Annotated in this window: 19 protein-coding genes; 5 read left to right on the plus strand and 14 right to left on the minus strand. The window is 50.8% G+C overall.

The features are described from left to right. Window positions 1-17 precede the first annotated feature (17 nt). Entirely contained in the window at window positions 18-533 is a 516-nt protein-coding gene (locus tag ACOQPM_RS11505; protein WP_420629402.1) for a hypothetical protein, read from the plus strand. A gap of 161 nt (window positions 534-694) precedes the next feature. On the opposite strand, the gene ACOQPM_RS11510 is transcribed toward ACOQPM_RS11505, so the two are convergent. The 12 genes from ACOQPM_RS11510 to ACOQPM_RS11565 all read right to left on the minus strand — a co-directional run bounded on the left by ACOQPM_RS11510 (window position 695) and on the right by ACOQPM_RS11565 (window position 13,203). Further along, window positions 695-1,801 (minus strand): hypothetical protein, encoded by a 1,107-nt coding sequence (locus tag ACOQPM_RS11510; protein WP_420629403.1) that lies wholly within the window; start codon window positions 1,799-1,801, stop codon window positions 695-697. A 41-nt stretch (window positions 1,802-1,842) separates the two neighbouring features. Then, entirely contained in the window at window positions 1,843-2,628 is a 786-nt protein-coding gene (locus tag ACOQPM_RS11515) for a thioredoxin family protein (protein WP_420629404.1), read from the minus strand. 103 nt (window positions 2,629-2,731) lie between these two features. Further along, window positions 2,732-3,922, minus strand: a complete 1,191-nt coding sequence (locus tag ACOQPM_RS11520) for an ABC transporter permease (protein WP_420629405.1) — start codon at window positions 3,920-3,922, stop codon at window positions 2,732-2,734. A gap of 85 nt (window positions 3,923-4,007) precedes the next feature. Further along, a complete protein-coding gene (locus ACOQPM_RS11525) occupies window positions 4,008-4,778 on the minus strand; it encodes an ATP-binding cassette domain-containing protein (RefSeq protein ID WP_420629406.1) in 771 nt (256 codons plus the stop codon). Window positions 4,779-4,910: 132 nt separating this feature from the next. Next, the gene (locus ACOQPM_RS11530; protein ID WP_420629407.1) at window positions 4,911-6,056 is read right to left on the minus strand and encodes an ABC transporter permease; all 1,146 of its coding nucleotides are present in this window, start codon (window positions 6,054-6,056) and stop codon (window positions 4,911-4,913) included. Between the two features lie 274 nt (window positions 6,057-6,330). Continuing rightward, window positions 6,331-7,347, minus strand: coding sequence for a LytTR family transcriptional regulator DNA-binding domain-containing protein (locus tag ACOQPM_RS11535; RefSeq protein ID WP_420629408.1), 1,017 nt, complete (start codon window positions 7,345-7,347; stop codon window positions 6,331-6,333). 144 nt (window positions 7,348-7,491) lie between these two features. Further along, complete coding sequence (locus tag ACOQPM_RS11540; protein ID WP_420629409.1) at window positions 7,492-8,619, minus strand: hypothetical protein; 1,128 nt, start codon at window positions 8,617-8,619, stop codon at window positions 7,492-7,494. 297 nt (window positions 8,620-8,916) lie between these two features. Next, window positions 8,917-9,549: a 4-vinyl reductase gene (locus ACOQPM_RS11545; protein ID WP_420629410.1), complete on the minus strand. Its 633-nt coding sequence runs from the start codon at window positions 9,547-9,549 to the stop codon at window positions 8,917-8,919. A gap of 253 nt (window positions 9,550-9,802) precedes the next feature. Further along, window positions 9,803-10,297 (minus strand): NUDIX hydrolase, encoded by a 495-nt coding sequence (locus ACOQPM_RS11550; RefSeq protein WP_420629411.1) that lies wholly within the window; start codon window positions 10,295-10,297, stop codon window positions 9,803-9,805. A gap of 3 nt (window positions 10,298-10,300) precedes the next feature. Next, entirely contained in the window at window positions 10,301-11,482 is a 1,182-nt protein-coding gene (locus ACOQPM_RS11555) for a M20 metallopeptidase family protein (protein ID WP_420629412.1), read from the minus strand. A gap of 84 nt (window positions 11,483-11,566) precedes the next feature. Beyond that, on the minus strand, window positions 11,567-12,163 hold the full coding sequence (locus ACOQPM_RS11560; RefSeq protein WP_420629413.1) for a pentapeptide repeat-containing protein: 597 nt from the start codon (window positions 12,161-12,163) through the stop codon (window positions 11,567-11,569). A 2-nt stretch (window positions 12,164-12,165) separates the two neighbouring features. Next, the gene (locus ACOQPM_RS11565; protein ID WP_420629414.1) at window positions 12,166-13,203 is read right to left on the minus strand and encodes a DNA gyrase C-terminal beta-propeller domain-containing protein; all 1,038 of its coding nucleotides are present in this window, start codon (window positions 13,201-13,203) and stop codon (window positions 12,166-12,168) included. Between the two features lie 184 nt (window positions 13,204-13,387). Here ACOQPM_RS11565 and ACOQPM_RS11570 point away from each other — a divergent pair, with 184 nt between their 5' ends. From ACOQPM_RS11570 to ACOQPM_RS11585, 4 genes are all read left to right on the plus strand, one after another. Continuing rightward, window positions 13,388-13,846, plus strand: coding sequence for a MarR family winged helix-turn-helix transcriptional regulator (locus ACOQPM_RS11570; protein WP_420629415.1), 459 nt, complete (start codon window positions 13,388-13,390; stop codon window positions 13,844-13,846). An 85-nt stretch (window positions 13,847-13,931) separates the two neighbouring features. Next, a complete protein-coding gene (locus ACOQPM_RS11575; RefSeq protein ID WP_420629416.1) occupies window positions 13,932-16,388 on the plus strand; it encodes an alpha-amylase family glycosyl hydrolase in 2,457 nt (818 codons plus the stop codon). A 124-nt stretch (window positions 16,389-16,512) separates the two neighbouring features. Next, the gene (locus ACOQPM_RS11580) at window positions 16,513-16,992 is read left to right on the plus strand and encodes an NUDIX hydrolase (RefSeq protein WP_420629417.1); all 480 of its coding nucleotides are present in this window, start codon (window positions 16,513-16,515) and stop codon (window positions 16,990-16,992) included. 148 nt (window positions 16,993-17,140) lie between these two features. Then, window positions 17,141-18,127, plus strand: coding sequence for a hypothetical protein (locus tag ACOQPM_RS11585; RefSeq protein WP_420629418.1), 987 nt, complete (start codon window positions 17,141-17,143; stop codon window positions 18,125-18,127). A 36-nt stretch (window positions 18,128-18,163) separates the two neighbouring features. Here ACOQPM_RS11585 and cyaB read toward each other — a convergent pair whose 3' ends face one another. After that, the gene (gene cyaB / locus ACOQPM_RS11590; protein WP_420629419.1) at window positions 18,164-18,772 is read right to left on the minus strand and encodes a class IV adenylate cyclase; all 609 of its coding nucleotides are present in this window, start codon (window positions 18,770-18,772) and stop codon (window positions 18,164-18,166) included. 37 nt (window positions 18,773-18,809) lie between these two features. Further along, complete coding sequence (locus tag ACOQPM_RS11595; RefSeq protein ID WP_420629420.1) at window positions 18,810-19,346, minus strand: biotin/lipoyl-containing protein; 537 nt, start codon at window positions 19,344-19,346, stop codon at window positions 18,810-18,812. Window positions 19,347-19,352: the final 6 nt, after the last annotated feature.

A 19,352-nucleotide genomic window follows, 5' to 3' on the forward strand; every position in this document is an offset into this window, starting at 1 on the left:
CAAGTAAATACTTTTAATTGATAGCACAAAATGATGATCAAGATGCTAAAGAAATATTTGAACAATTAGATGTACCTTCTAGTTCACAGACAGCGATGGAAACGATGCACAAATTCAAAAAGGTAATTACGATCCTTGTAATTGTAATCGCGGTACTTCTTGCTTATTTTGTATTGTCTCAACGAGAAGGTAAAAATCCTATTCCTGATGAACTGGCAAGATCTTTGCTTTTTGACATTTTGACTTACTCAAAAGTCGGGATTAATACAACCGCAGATATTCTTCTTGGTGATGAGACTTATCAATATCAGGTCGAAAATATTGAGTATATTATTGGCACTGACATGGAATCAGATGATGTTGAAGCTTGCATTGAAATCAAAATGCTGTACGGAAATTCGCCGAGACCACCAACAGAATATTTTTTGTATCGCGTCTATAAAATCAATGATAATTGGTTTATTCGGTATGTAAGGCAAAGTGAGGTAAACGAAGAATTATCGAACAATTCGTGCAATTATTTTCCTCACTAGTCAACTAATCCAGATTTTGTCCATTTGCCATTCGCTTTTTCTTTACTACTTCCATTCATTCCATAACCATAATCATGACTGTAAATCATACGCTCAACTGTTGGTAGGCTGGTGGATGCACAACCTGACTGATTACCGACCTACCGATTACTGAACACCGATCACCGTACTTTCTGCAAACGGCCGCTTGTTTCACCATCGCCCGCGCTAGTTGGCACAAAGGTGTAGTCGGAGAGCCAATTTACTTTTGGCGCCATTGTTAGCTCAGATAAGGCGACAAGCACACTGTCGTAATTGACGCGCCAACCCGCAAAATGTTGCCATGCTGCATCTTGGTCTGGTTGCAGCGGCACCCCCTGGCTGGCCAAGCGGTCATACGCTTCATTAAACTCAGCCCGTGTCACAGAGATTGGGTCTTCTGGAAAGTGTGGATCATCATTGTAGGAGACTAAAAACATGTCGGCGATGTGGCGCAGCGCAATATTCCCTGCCCGAATAACCAGTGCTTGCGTCGGCGGCACATGATCTGGCTGTTTTACAGTGCTCAGATATAGAGATGCGCCATCCAGCACCGCTCCAGCAGCCACAACCCAGCTTTGCTGCGCGCGCGGCGACCGAAAAAAGACTAACGCTGCCAGCGAGGTGTGGCTTTCATCAATTTGGGTGAACCAGCGCTCCCAACTGCTCCAGAAATCTTGAATGACCAGCGTGCTTGCTAAACTATGGAGCCGCCAAACCAGCTCTGCGGCCGTTGGCGGCGCACCAGCCCGCACCTCAAGCAGCGACACGGCCTCCTCGCGCTGCGAAAAGGCGCTGTACATGGTGGGCAGGTAAGAGATGAGCATGGCGACCAAAATCAGGCCAACGGTGGCCTCGATGAAGGCCAAAACTGTTTGTGGCATGGTTTCGGCTGTGGCAAACCCAAGCGTGAGGATGGACGAACCACTCAGCAAAAAGGCATCCTGCCAGGGGGTGATGCCCATTGCCCAAAACATGCAGGCAAAGCCCAGCGTGGTGATGAAAAGCCAGGTTGGTACCATCAGCAGCAAGCTAATCGGCGCATAAATCGCCATCAAGCTGTCGCGCTGTTCGTAGGATGGCAGCGCTTTCATGATTAAGTTGAAAACTCTGCGAACGGACACAAAAACCACCCGCGTAAGTTTTACCGAGGCACTGCGGGGCAGCACAAAGGTGCGGGTGGCTGAAATGAAGGTGTAAATAGCTAGAAACAGCCCAAAAATAAAGACAAAGATGCGGAGAATGATCATGTGGTGATCATACCCCTATTTTGGTTAAGAGGAAACGGCCGTTACGACGCCTGATACTGCTTGGTGAGCTTATGATTTTCGCCCAGCAGAGTAAACAAGGCTTGCATTACGTCGCCAATGTAAGGTTGGTCGATCTCTTCCCCAACGCTTAACGCCTCAGCTAGCAACGCCAACGCTTTTTTGGGATTGCTCCGTTTTAAGGCCAGATTGGCCTGTTGGTACAGCTTGTCTAACGGCTCCAGCCCTGTAAGTGCATCTCCATCGGCCACATCCATCATGAAGCGTGCCAGCGGCAGCAGGGCAACGGCCGTTTCTGATTCATCACTCTCGGGGAAACTGTTAAGCAAGGTGAAGGCATTGACGCCATTCCCCTTTTTAAGCTGATGCTTGGCTTGCTCCAGTCGCTGGATTGGATCGTCGCTCCCCTGAAATTTGGTGGCTGGGGCGGGTGCCGATACGGTTTTGTTCACAAAGCGGCGCACCAATCCGGCTGGCAAAACCCCCGTGAACTCATCCACGATACGGCCGTTGCGAAACATTTTCACCGCCGGAATAGAACGAATCCCGTACTTCCGTGCCATCCGCTGGTTATGCTCAGTGTCCAATTTTGCCAAAACAAATGGACTGTCAGCCTCCTCAGCTAAATTCTCCAACACTGGCCCAAGCTGGCGGCACGGCCCACACCACGCCGCCCAAAAATCAACCATCACGGGCGTTTTGTAAGAGCGATGAATGACCTGCACCTCAAAAGATTGGTCTGTCACCTCTAGAACTGAAACCTCTGCTGCCGATTTCTTTTTCTTTTTGCCAAAAGAAAACCATTTCATAATGCCCTCATCTGTTTTGATGTTCAAATGTAAAAACCTGACAGTGATTCATAGCACTGTCAGGTTTTTATTTAATCATGAGATGTTAAATCAAACTGTGAGGTTACATACTATACAGCAGCCGTTCCCGGTTGAAGATTTGCATAGCCAACACAACACCCACCACCGTTGCCAGCACGTTGCCGATGATGCTAAACAGAACCGCATTAGCGGGTACAATGCCACCCAGCGTTAAAGCGCTTACCACAGCAGACGTGCCATAAACCGGAACGAGATAAGCCAGGCTGGCACCAGTTGGTGGCACAAAAGCGGCCGCAATGGCTACAAACATCACGCCAAACATCACGGGCGTCAGGGCAGATTGAGCATCCTTAAACGTTTTGGTGCGAATGCTAATGACCATCAGGATGACGTTGGCAAACAGCGCCAGCGGTAGCGATACCAGGATAGCCTGGATGATGACGCCCAACGGTAAAGCACCGGCTCCATCCGTCATGGACTCTGGCAGTAGGATGCTGGCCGCCCAAAAACCAAAGAGGGTGAGTATGATGGGAATCCCCGTGACGGTAAATACGGCCGCTAACTTGCCCACAAAAATCTCCACATCACTGCTGGGCGTCACCAGCAAGGATTCTAATGTGCCCCGCTCTTTTTCACCTGCAGTGACGTCTATGGCAATGAACATGCCGCCCTGCACGGCGCTAATAGCTACCAGGATGGGCAAGAAGAAGGCCGCGGCCGCGCCTGCACGCTGGGCTGGGGAGGCCAAATCTTCAGCATCCAGATTTACTGGAGCTAGTACGGACAAGTCCACATTTCTTTCGGTGAGTCTTTGTACCGTAATTTGCTGGTTGTATGCGCCCAGTGCCAGCTCCAGCCGATTCAGCGACAGTCCACCGCCAAACAGCCCGCCAGAGGTGCTGTTGGTGCGTACAATCAGAGTGGCCTCTTCTTCGTTGGTTACATTGTCGCCAAAGCCGGGGGTAAAGATAAGCCCGGCAGCTTCTTCGGCACTGGTAATGGTGGCTTCCAGATCGCCCTCGTATGGTTCCAATTCAATATCAAAGGCAGCGAAAGTGTCTATGAAATCTTGCCCGGCGTATTCCAGACCCTGTACGGGCAAGATGAGGGTATCATCCTGCCGTGATTCAACCAATGATCCGAGCAGGGGGTTCAGCACAGCGTAGAAGATGCCAAGAACCAACGGGACGACTAAGGTTTGCCGCAGCCCTTTGCGGTCGCGGATGATGTCTAAGATTTCTTTTTGCCAGATGTTTAAGATGTTATTTAACATGGTGTTTTCCTTTTCAGTTTGCGAGTTGATAGTTTGTTAGTGGTTAGTTTTTAAGTCGAGGCGACTAGTCACCAACCATTAACAACTAGCCATTTTCCTGCATACGGCCGTATTCACTGCGCTCTAATCCCTCACGACCCGCCAAAGCCACAAAGGCGTCTTCCAGGTTGTCTTTGCCCGTGCGAGCCATCAGTTCAGCAGGGGTGCCGGAGGCCACGATTTTGCCGCCGACGATGATGGCGATGTTGTCGCAGAGCTTTTCGGCTTCGTCCATGTAGTGGGTGCTAAAAAGCACACACCGCCCCTGGTCGCGCATGGCGCGAATGCTGTCGCGGGTGTCGCGCACGGCCATCACGTCTAGTCCGTTGGTTGGCTCATCCATGATGATGTTGGGCGGGTTGTGGACCAGGGCGCGACCCAGCACAATCTTTTGCCGTTGTCCCCGGCTAAATCCTTCCGCGCGACGGTCGGCAATCCCGTCCATGTTCAGTTCAGCAATGACAGCTTCAATGCGAGATTCCAGCACTTGCCCTTTGAGACCGTAGAAACGGCCGTAATACCGAAACTGCTCTCGTGGCGTCAATCGCGGATAAACACCGTTCATATCTGCCTGAACGCCCAATGCCTGGCGCACACCGCGCGGGTCGCGGGTTACGTCATGCTCATCCACAATCACCGTGCCTTCCATCGGCTTGATAAGGCCAGAGATCATCCGCAGCGTGGTGGTTTTGCCAGCGCCGTTGGGTCCCAGTAGCCCGGTAATTTTCCCATCCGGGCAAGAGAATGAGACATCATCTACTGCTTTGATGCTGTTGTCGTCTCCGTAATATTTTTTCAAATTCTTCACGTCAATCATTGGTAAAAGCTCCTTTGTAAATAGCATATTGCGTGTTGCGTATTCTGATAGGAAATACGCAATACGAAATATCATATAGCAAACGCTTGAATGTCCGATTAGACTAGATTTTGTAAGTCAAAACTGTGTGGGTTAGGCGGGTTCGATGATGCTTCTTGGATTTTGCCAAAGCCGCCACGCTGTCAGGCCAACCACAACCACCATCACCGACAGCCACACGGCTAAATTGCCACTGTTGGCTTCTGCAACTTCGCTGTTGTTTAGGGCATCGCTCAAGCCCTGTACCAAAAAGTGCGTTGGCACAAAAGAGAAAATCGTTTCAAATGGCTCCGGCAACTTGAGCAGGTTAGAAAACCAGGCCGGGATGAGAATAAGGATCATGCCAACGCCCAGCCAGCTATTGCACTGTTTGCTGGATTGAACCAGGCTGCCTGTCAAGATACTAATGCCGAGCGTAATCGGCAAGGTTACAGTCATGTAGAGCAGTGCCAGTGGCCAATTGCCGGTTAAACCGCCATTTAGCAGGATGACAATTGACAAGGTAGCAGCAATACCAATTATGCCAGCCAGCGATTTGCCCAAGACAACGTGGTAAGGATTGGCTGGGGAGTTGATGAGAACAACCCCCATTTTCTTTTCTTTTTCTTCTGTAATGAGCAGGGCCACAAGATTGGCACCTGTGAGGAAGAACACCATGGTAATCACCACAATGAGCAAATAGCTATTTAAACCCGTCCCTACTGAGAGATCATCTGATTCAACTTCTGTCCATTCAATTTGGGCGGGCAGGGTTTGCTGCCCCAGCTTCAAGATTTCTGCCTCGATGAACCGTTGCCATTCGGCCGTTTCTGATGCCAGGCCGTCTGCGGGGTTGAGCCATACATTTAACGCTGGCATATCGCCCGCAGTTACATCTGCATCAAAGTTGGCTGGAATTTGGATGCCCGTCATTTCGCCTTCGTCAATTTGTGCCTGAAGTGCCTCTTCACTGGTAACAATGTGCAGTTCTATAGTGGCACTTTCTTGCATGGCGTTGACCAATTGGGAATTGCCCAAATCGTACACGGCAATATCCAAAATGCTTGAAGTGCTAATGCCGCTGACCATGAGACGATAGACCAAAAAGATAAGTACAGGCAGCAAGCTCATCACAATAAACTGGCTATTTGTTGTGATTTCGGCGAGGTCTTTGCGGGCAATGGCCCAGATGACGCGCCCGTGATTGGCACGACTGCCAGCTTTGGTTTGTTTTGGGAGTGATTCAACGCCTGTTGTCATATCCGTTTGCCCATTTGTTATGAACTGTCTAGATTTTGGCTGATTCTACGGTATCTCTGTACTTGAATCTAACTTTCTCTTTCTGAATTTATTTGATTTTTCTCGCTTTTGGTTTTGCTACAACAAGTTCGGGTGTCTATTTTGCCGCTTACGGCCGTTTGCCATCCACGCACTCCACAATAACAAATTGCCACGCGGCGTGCATTATTTTTGGGCTAAAAAGCGGCAAAATCGGCTGAATGGCAGCAAATTTGGGTTGAATGGCGCAGCTTTTCTAGAAATCTAGCAGGTCGCGCAGGTCGCGGGCGGCCGTTTTGCTGAGGGGAATTTCGATGGGTTTGGCGTCGTCGGGCTGAAAGCCGTCCAAAATGAGGGTGTAGCTGTCGCGGGTGTAGGAGATCATCTCTTTGATGTGCTGCAAGTTGACCAGGTAGCTGCGGTGGGCACGAAAGAAGCCGCTGCGGTCCAGTCGCTCTTCTACGTCGGTGAGGGTGAGGTGGGTGGGAATACGGCCGTCATACGTGTGTAGGTAAGTACGGCCGTCGTCACTAGTGGCGTAAAGAATGTCGGCGGGGTTTACGAGCGCAATCTTGCCCTCTAGCCGCGCCGGAATTTTGAAGGGCAGGTTGTGGGTTGGTGGCGTGGGCTGGTCGCTGGGTTGGTAGCTGTGGCTGTACTGGCCCTGGTTCATAATGATAATGGTTTGGCAAACGGCCGTTAGCGCCGCGCTCTCATCGGCAATAAGCAAGGTTGCAACGCCCGCTTTGGCTTGCTGGCGCAGCAAGTTGGTGAAGATCTCTACCGTTGCCGGCGCGCTACGATGAAACGGGTCTACCAAAATAAGCACCTGCGGCTGGTGCAGCAGAGCGCGACCCAATGCCAGCCGCCGCGCCAGCTCTGGCGAAAGCTGCTGGGCGCGGATTTGGGCTTTGTCTTGCAGACCAACTTGGGTGAGCATGGAGGCTGCCCGATCCAGCGGCAAGCCGTAAAGGCGGCAGTAAAAATCCAGATTTTGGCGCACGGTGAGTCGTTCATACAGACCGTTTTCAGCGGGAAGAAAGCCAACTTTTTGGGCAAACTCGGCGCGCTCGTGGTGCGGGTCTAGCCCGTCCAGACGTATCTGGCCTGCGGTGGGGGACGTTTGCCCGGTAAGTAGCTGGATAAATGTTTCTTTGTGCGGGGCGGTGAGACCAGAAACGGCCGTAATGCTCCCAGCCGCTACGGTTAGTTCCGGGATGTCTATGATACTGTTTTGCTGAACCACTTTCTGCAGCTGGGCAATTTCAATCATGCTACCTAGTGTAGCAAATCATGGTGGGAATAAAAAAAAAGCCCCGGAAACGGCCGTTTCCGGGGCTTTTTGGAGACTTTTGAAGTTTTGTATCATTTTGCAGCAATTTCCAGAAAGAAAAACTTCAAAAGTCTAAATTCTTGCTTACTGACAATGATCCATCGTGGTGGAGTTGTTGTAGAACCAGTTATATGAATAGAAAGGATGGGCGTGCGCCGTTTGTGCCCGCATGGAGATGCGGTAAGAACCCTTGAGATGATCCGGGATGGAGAAGGTGTAGCGGGCGCTGCTTTGGTCCGCAGATTCCAATGTGCCCACGACGGTTCCACCAATGCCTCGAGTGTACATGGGCCCCATGGTGACGGTGAAATTTTGGTTGGTGGGGTAATTTTTGGTCAATATTTCTACTTCGCCATCGCGCGTTACTTTGCAAACGGTAAAGGTGGGAATGCCGTTGTAAACTGTCTTGGCAACCGTGTTATTGTTGTCGCCATCGCCACTGTTACCTTCACTGCTGTCGCCGCTGTTTGTAGAGTTATTCCAGAACCAGTTGTAGGCGTAGAATGGATTGACATGGGCTGTTTGGGCGCGGATAGCGATACGGCCGTCATCTTTCAGCGCCTCTGGAATCTCAAATGTTGCCGTCAACTTGCCCCCTTCGCCAGATTCAATGGTGCCCACAACGATGCCACCGATGCCGCGTGTAAACATTTTGCCCATGGTGACGGTGAAGGTTTGGTTGGCAGGGAAGTTGTTGGTTTCGATGGTGACATTGTCGCCTTTGGCAACGGCCGTAATCTTAAAGGTGGGAATGCCCGTGTACACCGTGCCAGTGCCGCTGCCGCCACCGGTGCCGCCACTAGGCGGAGCCGTGTTGTTATAGAACCAGTTGAAGCTGTAATACCCCAGGTTGCTATCTAGCCGGATGGCAATCTGGTGATCATCCTTCAGGCCTTCGGGGATGTCGAAAGAGGCCGTCATGGAACCGCCTGCGCCAGACTCCAATGTGCCCACGACTGTGCCGCCAACGCCGCGTGTGCCCATCTTGCCCATACGCACAGTAAACGTTTGCCCAGCCGGATAGTTGTGCGTTTGGAAGGTGACACTATCGCCGCGCTGTACGCTGCTGATGCTAATGGTGGGGATGGGATGGGGATGGGAACTAACGGTACCTGCGGTAAAAAACAGGGCTAGCAAAAGTAAGCCCAGTGCTGTTACGGCGCGTCGCCCAAAACGGCCGAATCCCGCTTGAGAAGATGATGTATGATTCACGCTGAAACCTCCTTCAGGTGTGTGGCAGGAGAACTAAGGCAAAACAAGCCAGAAACGAAGAGAGGGTAATTTGGTTTGCGTTTTGCTTTTAGAACACACAACAAGTGGGACGATACTGCTAATCCCTCCTGCAACGGTTTGCTTGCCCCATAAGGGCAAACTGGACGATACGGTAGGAGCATTATAGCGAAAAGTAGGGGGGGATTTCTATAGAACGGCCGTTCCGAACAAAAATGACAAAAAAGCGCCTCTGGTAAGGGGCGCTTTTGTCAGTAAATTATGTGGTGAGTGTTGGTCTTATAGCGGTTCTTTATCAATGGCGACAATCCCACTTTCATCTCCCTGGCCAATGCAATGGGTAGGGGAAACGTTAAAACGTTTGTCGGAATCCACAAAGTTTTCCAGCGCACCCTGCAAAACACCAACGGCCAAATGGCAGACCGGCGAATCAGTTTCCCGGTTGGTACACATGGGGCAGACCAAAATGCTCCAGTACCACGATTTATCATCATCAGTCAGCGACACTTCCTGATCGCTCACCTGGTTGAAGAATTTAGCAAAAAATTGCAGCCCCAGCCCAATGCGCCGTTCCAAAGAGCCAATCTTCATGGCAGCGCGGGCGGCCGTAGCTACAGACCCAAAACTGTCTAGCCCGTCGTTGAATGTTTTCTTGCCGGCCCGTACAGCAAAGGCGCGCGCACCCCGTGCGCCGTACATATCCCAAAACGCTTGTTGTAGCTGGCCCACATGTGCAAACGGCACTTCTTTTTTCATGTTGTCTGCTGGGTAGTTGTCAATGTAGCTAGATAGTCCACCCATGTTTAGTAGGGCATTGACACCATTTTTGCCCACAATTTCTTCTGTAGCAATTAAAATGATGCGAACCCATCGGTTTGGGTAAAACTTATCTTCGTTTGCTGGACCTGCCATAGTTACCTCCAACGACTTGAACAAATACGAGTAAAGCAATTATCAATGAACTACGATGCGAAGCAAATCACAAGAAGGCTTTTAAATTAAGTGAAATCGCTTCGTTGTGATTTATTCAGGGAAAACGGGAGAATCGTCGCTTTCTTATTTCAAAGTACTTCCCGTTTTCACCTACTATTATAGTACAACCTTTTTATCTTCACACACGCTTGTTAAATTTTTGTCTCAAATTCTGCACATTTGTGGCAAAGTGTCAATCTTTTTGGCCTAATAAGGCGAGGGCTTCCTGGGCACAGACCTGCACGTTGGTGGGCATTTCTGTGTTTTCCAGGTCGGTTAAATCGAACCATTTCAGACAGTGGGTTTCACCGTTGGCGGGGTTGAGTTGGTTGGAAACGGCCGTTGCATAATAAATAAAATCAATGTGCTGGTGGTACGGATTGATGTTTTCCAGCAACAGGTGCATGGGGCGGTGTAGTTGGCACGCTTCATCGTCAGCTATGAACAGTTGGCTGTCTGGATTGTACAGGGTGACATCGAGCCCGGTTTCTTCTTTCACCTCACGAACGGCCGCTTCCTCCGGCAGTTCGTCCCGGTCAATGTGCCCTCCAGCGGGCAGCCAAATGCCCAGCTTTTTGTGCTGATGCAGCAGCACTTGGTTCTGGTACACAACAAAGGTGGTGGCGGTGAAGTGGCGGGTAATTTCCATAAATTTGGAGATTGGAGACTGGAGATTTTTAGTCTCCATTATCTATCTTATCTTGCCGGTGACAAAGCGATGGGCTGTTTCGGCCAGGATGGCCGTGCCCAGCGGCAGCACATTTTCATCAATGTCAAAAATATCGGTATGGTGGTTTCGCACAATGCCGTCGTCAATGGCTGCGCCGAGCATGAACATGGCGCCTTTGGCCTGGCGGGTCATGTAGGCAAAATCTTCAGCCCCCATGCCAAATTCGGTTTCGACGACGGCCGTTTCCCCCACAATTTCCTCGGCCACATCCCGCATCCAGCCATTTACCTCCACATTGTTAAACATTGCCGGATACCCTTTGGTGAGCTGAAATTCGTAGCTGCCGCCCATCTGCTCCGCCAGTTTGAGTGCACGTTCTACCTCTACATGGAGCTGTTCGCGCACGTCGTCATGGTAAGAGCGGATAGTGCCCTGCAAATAAACCTCGTTGGGGATGACGTTGGGGGCTGCGCCACCGCTAATCTGCCCCAAACTCACCACGCAGCCACGCAGCGGGTTTATGCGGCGGGAGGGGATGGCGTAAATGGCGGGTAAGATGATGCTGAGCATGTGCAGCGGATCGCTGCCCGTGTGCGGGTAAGCGCCATGGCCACCGTCGCCGCGCACCCACGCTTTAAACGAATCCACATTGGCCAGCGAATACCCATCCTGAAAGCGAATTTGGCCAGATAGCTTATCTGAAGCGACATGAAGGGCGATGACGGCATCCACATTTTTCAATGCACCGTCGCTAATCATGGCGGTAGCACCGCTGATGCCGTTTTCGTCAAATGCTTCTTCGGATGGCTGGAAGAGCAGGCGGACATTGCCATGCCAGTTGCCCTCGGCCATGCTTTGCTTGAGCAAGTGCGCCGCGCCTAGCAGCATGGCGGTATGAGCATCGTGCCCGCAGGCGTGCATCACGCCCTCATTTTGGGATTTGTAAGGCGCGTCTGACTTTTGCAGGATGGGCAAGGCGTCCATGTCGGCACGGATGGCGATGGTGGGGCCGCTGCCTGTACCCATCTGGCCGACGATACCGGTGCGGCCAACGCCTGTTTTCACATCAATGCCCAGTTCGGTGAGCGTGTCGGCGACGAGTGTGGCCGTTCTGAATTCCTGAAAGCCCAGTTCCGGGTGGGCGTGAAGGTCGCGCCGCAACCGAATGAGTTCTTCGTGTAATGCTTGTGCTCTTTCTAGCATGTTGGTTCCTCGTTTGTTGGTAGGAGCAGACCCCCGTGTCTGCCCACGCCAGGGCGCACACGGGGATGCGCTCCTACCAATGATTTATGAAGTGGGATTTTCCAAAATAATGTCCAGCCCGTCTAGCAAGGCAATCGCTTCTGGTAGGGAAAATTTGGTTTGCTTGAGCGTGTTTTCGGCGGCAGCGATGGCATAATTTTTAGCCCCCCGAAAATCGGCGCGGGTGAGGTTGGTGTGGATGAAACGGCCGTCCAAAAAATCAGTGTGTGTGCAGTTGGCGTCGGTCAAGTTCGTTTCAGCAAAGGTCGCTTCTTTAGCCAGGTAATTGGTGAGGACTGCTTTGCTTAAATCCAGTTCCATGAAGGTGCTGTAGCTGAGGTTGCAGCTATGGAATTCGATCCACTGGATGCGTCCTGCTTTTGCCCAATTAACACCAATCAACTTGCATTCTGCAAATTTGCAGCGTTGGAAACGGCTGTAATCTACATCCAGCAGGGTGAGATCGCAGTTTTCAAAGTGGCAGTCGCGGAAAATGCAGCGTTTGAATTGGGTCTCGCTAAAGTTGCAGTTGGTGAAGGTACATTCTTCAAAGGTAACGGCCGTTACCTCTTCCTGCGAAACGACCAATTCACTGAACTGTTGTTCGATATATTCTTCACCACTGTCGAAGGGGAGGCTCATGTTTACTCCAACTTGATGGCAGTAACGGCCGTAACCACATCATTCCGCACTTCCATACAGTTCACGCCCTGCACCACGCCCGTTTTGGGCGGCACCTCGCTAGCCTGAAAGCGAATCATCTTACCGCCTTGCGCCAAAATGAAGAGGTCGTCTTTCTCTTTCACCGTGACTGCGCCAATGAGCTGGTCGCTTTTGAAGATGGTTTTGCCGCCAGCGCCGGGCGCTTTGTTCATGCGGAAGCCGCCCATCAAGCGAATGGTGCCTTTGCCATCATGCCCCACCACAAAAACGCCGCTGCGCTCAGTGACGCTGGCAACGGCGACCACCTCGTCGCCGGGAGCCACGCGCAGCCCCAGGCAGCCACCGCGTGCTGGCACCTGGGTTTCGCGAAAGCGGATGCCCTGCGCTTGCTGGGTCGCCAGGAAGATTTCCTCGCTGCCGTTTGTCCAGGTAACGGCCGTAATCTGCCCCCCTTGCTTCACATCATGAAAAGACATGCCGGGGATGAGGCTCTTGCCAAAGTAGCTGGCCGCCACGCGCTGCACCCAACCCCGCTGGCTAGCCAAAATCACATATTGGCCTGCTTCAGCTGGCAGCGCACCGATGATGTGTTCATTGCCGTGGAAGGGGAATTGGTTTGTGAGGCTTTCGCCGGGGGCACGCAGCTCGTCGGTTTGGTGAATGTCGGCCACGGCGATGGGGAAGACGCGCCCCAGGTTGCTAAACAGCAGCAGTCGCTTGCTCTCATCAACCACGACGATCTGGGCTGGAAAGTCATGCTCGTCCACGTCCAGATCAAACACACCAATGCCGCTGCGCCGCTGACGGCCGTACAAATGCCGCGCCGTCCGCTTCGCCATCCCCCGCTGGCTAATCGTGATGACCTGCTGCGTCGTCGGCGGTTCGCTAGGTTCCACTTCGGTGCTGCGTCGGCGCGTGGGTTGGCTCGATTTGGATTTGAGCAACGCAGCTTCCAGCGCTTCGATGTAGGCTAGCACATCCGGGCTGACGCTGCTTAAATCAGGGCGTTCTAGTTCCATAAATTCTCCCGATAAGGTAGGTTTAGGTTTGTTGCTTCCCTGATCATAGAGAGGGAGTGCGGAATCGGCAATATGAATTAGGCTTTTACAGATGATTGTGGTGCATCTTGACATTCTTTTTGCCCTATGTTATCCTGCTGTCAAGTTTGTTGACTAGTCAACAAACTTGCTTGAGAATCAAACTATGACCGACAGTTCACTGGAAGAAAGCCTGTATCGTCAATTCCTTACCGTATATGTGTTGCTCGATGACGGCGACCGGCGTACCTTCAAAAAGATTGCCCTCACCATTACACAATATAATTTTTTACGCGCTTTAGATAACGCCGCAGCCGACAGCCTCACCGTAACGGAAGCAGCAAATATTTTGCTTTGTACCAGGGGTAATATCACTCGGCTGGTGCAGCGTTTGAGCAAAAGCGGCCTCGTGCGTGTTGGTAGCGATGCCAATGATCAGCGGCTGGTTCGCATTTTTCTTACGGCAGCGGGCAAAGAAAAAGTTGCCGAGGCGCACCAACTGCACCAAGCATCTATTCAACGGCGATTAGCAGCCTTGACTCCGGCACAACGGCAGCAGCTTATCGATCTCACAGCAACGGCCGTTCAACTTCTGAAAGCCGATCTCGCTGCACAAAGCAACTAAAATACCGCACCTCACATCGCCCTTTTTTACTTTTTCAACTGTTTCTGCATCACCCACCTATTTCGATATTCGAAGGTATTTCTCAATGCATTTTGTACGCAAGTCACTTAATTCTCTACCATTTCGTGCCCTATTTTTAGGAACCTTGCTCAGCTTGCTGTTGCTGTGGCAAACCCAATCAATCAGAGCCGCTGCCGACTTCATTGACCATGCAGGCAATATCGTCCCGTCCGCCCCCACCAGTAGCGACACCGTTGATTTCTGGGTGCAGATTGGCTACCAGGGCTGGGTAACAGACACGCGCCTCTACCTCACTACCGACGGCAGCGAGCCATCCATCAACCCTACCACCCACGCCCCTCAAGGGTCTACCCAAGCCATCACCATGACCCTGGATCATACTGAAAACAACACGCTTTGGTACAAAGCAACCGCTGGCCCCTGGCCTACCAACACCGTCATCCGATACAAAATTGCCTCTTGGCACAGCGGAGGCGGGGCTACCAAATATGCCGACAGCACGACTGATTGGCCCGTTACCGACCCCACCCAGGCACGCATTTTTGGCTTCCGCGTAGGTGAAAATCAGCTTCCTTCTTGGACAGGCGAAGCTGTTATTTACAACGTTTTTGTTGATCGTTTTTATGATGGCGATACCAGTAACAACGATTATTGCGTTGAGTCTGCCAACGGTTACTGTGACCATAACCATGCTGTTCATGGCGCATTGCCTGCCCATCCCCAAGATGATTACCGCTTTACTTATAACGGCGGCGATCTTGATGGCGTTGTTGAGCATCTCGATTATTTAGAAGATCTGGGTATCAACGTGCTTTGGTTGTCCCCTGTTTTCGACAACCCTAACTTTTATACAGACAGTGACTTTAACAGCAATGGAGACATCTATTTCACCTACCACGGCTACCATCCCAGCGACCCGCTGACTGTGGAAGAACTGTTTGGTACGCAAGCTGATCTGCAAACTTTAGTGACCCAGGCAGCCACTCGCGACATTCGCGTTATTTTAGACTTTGTCCCCAACCATACCTCCAGCCAGCATAGTTACTTTGCTGATGCCAGCACCAACTGTTCGGGGCCATACAGCACCTGGTATACGTTTAGCAACTGCAATACGGCCGCTGATCCCACATTCAACGTCAACTTCCCAACCGGTTTCAACACCAGTTCAGCCACTTACACTGTCTACGGTTCCAATGACACCAACAAAAGCTTCTTTGGTGTGCTGGAACTGCCCCAAATCAATAATGACAACAGCGCGGCACGCAACTGGGTTATCAACAGTCGTGCCGATTATTGGCTGACCACCTTAGGCCACGCAGGCTACCGGCTCGATTACGCCCCCGGCCCCAGCACTGATTTTTGGCGCGAATTTAATGACACCATTGGCACAAACGAAACTTTTACCATTGCCGAAATCTGGCTAAACAACGGGCCGGAAATGATTCGTCGCCAACAGGGGCGGGTGGATTCGGCAATGGATTTTGAGGCCAACGCCGCCATCGTGGGCTTCTTCACCAGCGGCAACGATGTGGATTCGCTAGACAGTAGCTTGCGTGACCGCGCCAGCTTCTACTACCAGGATGGCATCTCCCCCAGCGAATTTGTGCGTGGTTGCTTTATTGATAACCACGACATGGATCGCTTCTCTCACCGCGTGAGCTACAACTTAGCCGATATGAAGCTGGGTGCCTTGCTCATGTTTACCCAGCCGTGTGTACCGGTGATGTACTACGGTAACGAGATCGGCTTGGGACAAGAGTTTGGCATTTACCATTTCGGCGGTGGCCGCCCTGAATATGCGCGTGAACGAATGGCTTGGGGCTTTTATGATGCCTCTGCGCCAGCAGAATGGACAGGCAGCGCCAACACGGCGTTGTGGGATTTCTATGAGGCACTTATTGACGTGCGGAAAACAACCCCAGGGCTGCAAACCTTTAGCCCTGCCGATTACATTACGCTTTACCGGCTCAACGCTGACCGCACCTATGCCTACCAACGTGGGCAGGGAAATGATGCTGTCTTGGTGGCGTTGAACGACAGTGGCGGCACGCGCACGATGACTATCCCCAACATTGGAGCTGTTTCGTTGCCCTACGCCAACGGGACGGTGCTTCAAGATTTATTGGGCAGCGGCAAAAGCTGTACAGTTAGCGGTGGACAATGTACCGTTACCCTAGACAATACTGATCCGGGCGTTGTGCTCGCACCGCAGTCTGGTGGCAGTGTGGAGGTAACTTTTACTGTAAATGGATATGTAACGCAGTGGGGACAGGATATGTACGTGGTAGGTAACGTGCCGGAGCTAGGCGATTGGGATCCAGCCAATGCTGTTCCGTTAACCTGGGTTGATAGTGACACTTGGAGTGGCCCGGCAACGTTTACAACCAGCGCGGGTCAGACAATCCAGTTCAAATTCATTGTGCGGCAGGGTAGTACCACTACTATTTGGGAAGGCGGGGGTAACCGAACGTATACAGTGCCTTCTAGCGGTACAGGAAGCTACACGGGCTGGTGGCAGTAAAACATTTTAGCTTTTTGTAAATGATGAAAACGGCCGTTTGCAACAGTTAGATGAAAATGAATGCAGACGGCCGTTTCTGTTTCCCTTCTAGTTGCTAAAATGCGTAAGTGCTGAGGAAATCAAAATGGATGAGAAATCATCAGACTGGCCACCTAAAAAAGTGATTTGCGTGGGCACAGTTGTGCGTAAAGAAGATAAGGTTCTTTGGATTCGGCAGGCAAAAGGAGCTTCTTTAGCCGGTCAGTGGAGTATTCCCTGGGGAATCGTGGAAGCAAATGAGCAACCTGAAGAGGCGGCTGCGCGGGAAACGTTGGAGGAAGGAGGGGTAACGGCCGTAATCGAAGGGCTTCTGGGGTATCAAAACTTTAATTGGCACTCAATGACGAGCCTAATCTACCTTTGTCGTCATGAAGATGGTATTCCTAAGAGTGATGATCAGGAAACCGATCAGGCGGCTTATTTTACGTTGGATGAGCTAGAAGCATTGGAAGAACCGATTGAACCATGGTGTCTGTGGCTGGTTCGGCGCGTTTTGTCGGGAGCCTACCATTTGATACCGTACCTGCCGGAGAATCCTAACCAACCCAAAGGCGCCTTTTTTTAGAGGCCAGATCAAAAAGTAAGCTAGGGCAGAATGTTGGCGATGGGGCGTTTAAGCTGGCGAAGTTGGTATGTTATAATACGGCCGTTGCGAATCTACAAAGTGGGGAAAGAAAACCTCATATTGAGCTTCATCAGGGAGTTCTATTTCCATGGCCAAAAATTTTAAACTAACATTTGCCCTTTTGATTGTTTTAGTGGTGTTCTTGCTAAGTAGTTGTATCTCAGTTCAAAATTCAGATTTCCTGATTAAAATAAGCAGTCGCCGTGGTACGTACAGCCACCCAAGATGGTCCGAGGATGGGGAAACGATCTTGTTTCAATTTGTATCAAATAACAGTTCTGAGCATCAGTTTGTTACCGTGGATTCTGATGGCGGTAATTGGAACCAACTAGAGGTTCCCTCTCGAAGCGATTTTGCCATTGAAAAACCAGATTGGTGGGATCAGGATCAGATTGCCTACATCTTCAATCAGCCAAATGCAGCAATGGGGATAGTGCTTGAATCATTCATGATTCATGATTTGAATACGGGCGAATCGGAGACAGTTTCAGAGAATCATCCACTCATTTATGATACCTGCTGGGATAAACCAAATAACTTGATAATCTATCTCGAGAAAATTAGTCATCGGTTGTCGCAAGAGGGTTCCTCATTGCAGGTAATGGATTTTCAAACCAACCATACGACGACGATTGTCGAGGGAGCAGAATGGTTTATTTTAGAAAATCTTGCTTGTGATTTTCAGAACGGGCAGGTTGCTTACACATTTATGGATATTTCATCCCGTCCACACATTCATAGTCTCATTGTTGAAGATCTCGACTCTGGTGAAAGTAAAACGCTAATCGGTCCCATTGATGCAACCATTGGTAATCTGACTTGGTCCCCTGACGGGGAATGGCTAGCTGTACAAATGTTTGGGGATACGCCAGAAACCAGATATCAGGCAGGCATTGTCTTGGTGGCATCAGATGGTTCAGAAGTAATCGAAGTAACTGGAATAGAGAGACGAATATTTCCGGTGGATTTGGATTGGTCTCCAAAGAATGATGTGCTAGTGGTCACTTCTCTGGATGGTGTGGGCAGGTATTCGATGCACCTGTTAGACCTATCTTCTTGGCTCAAGGAAGAGTGACTGCAATTGTTAACAAAATGAATTTGCAGCCTGAAGTTAAAGCAAAATATCAGCAATGGAGACATTTTGGTTGGCAAAGTTAGCGAAAGTAAGGTCGTTGAAGGGGAGGTCGTGGTGGGCTTTGAGCTGAGCCATTAGGCCGAGATAGTTGTCCAGGATGCGATCTTGCCAGTTGAGGTTGAGGTAGGAAACGGCCGTCTTAATCCCACTTTCATCCCCCTCAAACTCTACAAAATTGCCATAGGGTAGCTCATCCAGCACAATCTCCACGTCTTGCCAAATGAACGTTTCTCGGTATTTTTCATAAACAACCACAGGGGCGAAGCCCAGCCGCTGCAAAATCTCAGCCAGCGTGTCAAAATTGCTTACCTGCACTTCTAACTCTTCGCGCACTTTGGCTTCGCTCTTGGGCAGATTTTTGGGTGTGCTTTTGTAGGTGAGGGTAACGGCCGTATCTTGCCGCAGCCGCAATAATGAACGTGATAGGTAAAGGTGAGAATCGGCCGTGTCAAAGGCCACATTTCGCTCAAAAACGCGCGGCTTTATGAGTTCCGCCCCCACCGCCAGCAGCCGCTCCCGAAATGCGGCCAGCTCCGGTACGTAAAACTTCACCTCAACTTCTAAATTTTGCTGATTTGCGCCCACGTTTTAGTATAGTTCTTTTGCCCAAACGATTAGCTGGCTATGCTTCGCCCACAATTGGTGCCTCATCCAACTCTGGGTCAATAATCACTGCGAGCACCTGATCCTTCTCTACGCTAGCCCCCTGAACCACATGCACACGAGACACAATCCCGTCCTTCGGCGCACGCAATTCATTTTCCATCTTCATGGACTCCAAAATGATGACTTTGTCCCCTTTTTGCACCGTTTGGCCTTCCGCTATTGGTACGGCCACAATTAGCCCCGGCATGGGCGATTTAATTTGCGCTTCGCCAGTGACCTCTCCTGCTGCTCCCCGCGCCTTAGATAAACGATAAGCACGTTCATCCTGCACTTTCACCGTGTACAGTTCGCCCTTCGTTAGCACTTCCCACACGTCATCGCGGGCTTCCACCACAGCTTCCAAAGAACGGTTATCCAGCAAAAGGGACAACACATCAGCTTCCGGCAAATGTTGAAAATCAATGTCGTAACGTTCACCGTTAACCACTATCTGGTTGTCCTGCTCAATTTCAATAATAAACTCTTGATCGTTTACAGTTGTTATGTATTTCATGGGCAA

The sequence above is a fragment of the Candidatus Leptofilum sp. genome, from assembly GCF_965223525.1.
Lineage (GTDB): Bacteria > Chloroflexota > Anaerolineae > Promineifilales > Promineifilaceae > Leptofilum.